Source organism: Gelidibacter salicanalis (assembly GCF_016469035.1).
GTDB classification, from domain to species: Bacteria; Bacteroidota; Bacteroidia; order Flavobacteriales; family Flavobacteriaceae; genus Gelidibacter; species Gelidibacter salicanalis_A.
In genome coordinates this window covers 1-286 of record NZ_JAEHJZ010000109.1, presented here as the reverse complement: position 1 = coordinate 286, position 286 = coordinate 1, and the positions used below count along the sequence as shown (strand labels likewise).

The 286-nt window shown below is 39.9% G+C and carries 1 protein-coding gene; it reads right to left on the bottom strand.

What is annotated here, in order from left to right; translation table 11 throughout:
• Positions 1–203, bottom strand: a 203-nt coding sequence (locus JEM65_RS21060; protein ID WP_199603700.1) for a GIY-YIG nuclease family protein, incomplete at its 3' end; no start/stop codon positions are given.
• Positions 204–286: the final 83 nt, after the last annotated feature.

Genomic DNA, 286 nt, shown 5'->3' with positions numbered 1-286 from the left:
TTTTTAATCTTTTTCTCTAAAATTAGTGCTTCGGATCTGTTTTCTACCTTTTGGGTAAAAACCAAATTCCATGGTGCGCCAGTTTTAGTTGATGGAACCAAACTTTTATTGTGTCTTATAAATCTTTTTGCGATATCATCCGTTTGACCGACATAATATCTTGAACGTTTTTGGCTATACAATATGTAAACCGTATAATCCATAATTTTCAGTTTGGGTGGTCACGCCTCAAGCGTGACGACCTCCGCGTCCCAAACGCGGCGCGATAACTTCCGGAGACCTGTCA